Raw genomic sequence first — 692 nt, 5'->3', positions numbered from 1 at the left:
GCGGCGGGGTGCGCGTACGACCACAGCGGGAAGAACGCGAGCTCCTCGGCCTGCTTCGCCGCGGCCTGCGCGATACGGCGGCGGCCGTGGCCGGCGTTGACGACGAAGAGCCCGGCGAGCCCGTCGATGTAGCGCTTGCCGGTGGAGTCGAAGATGTGGTGGCCCTCGCCCTTGACGATGATCGGCACGCCGGGGCCGTCGGTCATCACCGACTGGCGGGAGAAGTGCATCCAGAGGTGGTCGCGGGCCTTCGCCTGCAGGGCGGCGTCGTGGTCGGTGTCGAGAAGGGTCATCGTGTTCCCCAGTTGTAGAGCTGACGGTGGAGCTTGAGGTAGACGAACGTCTCGGTCGAGACGACGTCGGGAAGGGCGCGGACGCGGTCGTTCAGCAGGTCGATGAGATCGTCGTCGCTCTCGCAGACGACCTCGACGAGCAGATCGAACGATCCCGCGGTCGAGACCACGTAGGTCACGCCCGGTAGTTCCGCCATCTCGGCCGCGACGACGCGGGTGTCTCCCGACACCCGCACGCCGATCATCGCCTGACGGGCGAAGCCGAGTTGCTGTCTCTTATCGACATCTCACGCTGCCGACGAGCCTAAGCGGACGTATACGATCACGCGTCCGTGCTAGCACACAGCAACGGAGAACGTCCACACGTTCACCAGCGAGATCTGATCATTGTCAGCACTA

General features: G+C 65.6%; 1 protein-coding gene and 1 pseudogene. Both read right to left on the bottom strand.

The window, feature by feature from the left end; all coding sequences use genetic code 11:
- On the bottom strand, positions 1-293 hold a 293-nt coding region (locus NS220_RS18915), incomplete at its 3' end, for an aminotransferase class III-fold pyridoxal phosphate-dependent enzyme (RefSeq protein ID WP_153004388.1).
- Positions 290-562, bottom strand: a pseudogene (locus tag NS220_RS18910) (Lrp/AsnC family transcriptional regulator); the annotation flags it as partial. The gene NS220_RS18915 and the pseudogene NS220_RS18910, both read right to left, overlap by 4 nt.
- Positions 563-692: the final 130 nt, after the last annotated feature.

This window comes from Microbacterium testaceum (assembly GCF_001476655.1).
Classification (GTDB): domain Bacteria; phylum Actinomycetota; class Actinomycetes; order Actinomycetales; family Microbacteriaceae; genus Microbacterium; species Microbacterium testaceum_C.
The sequence above is the reverse complement of the archived record's forward strand: the minus strand, read 5'-3'. Positions and strand labels throughout refer to the sequence as shown.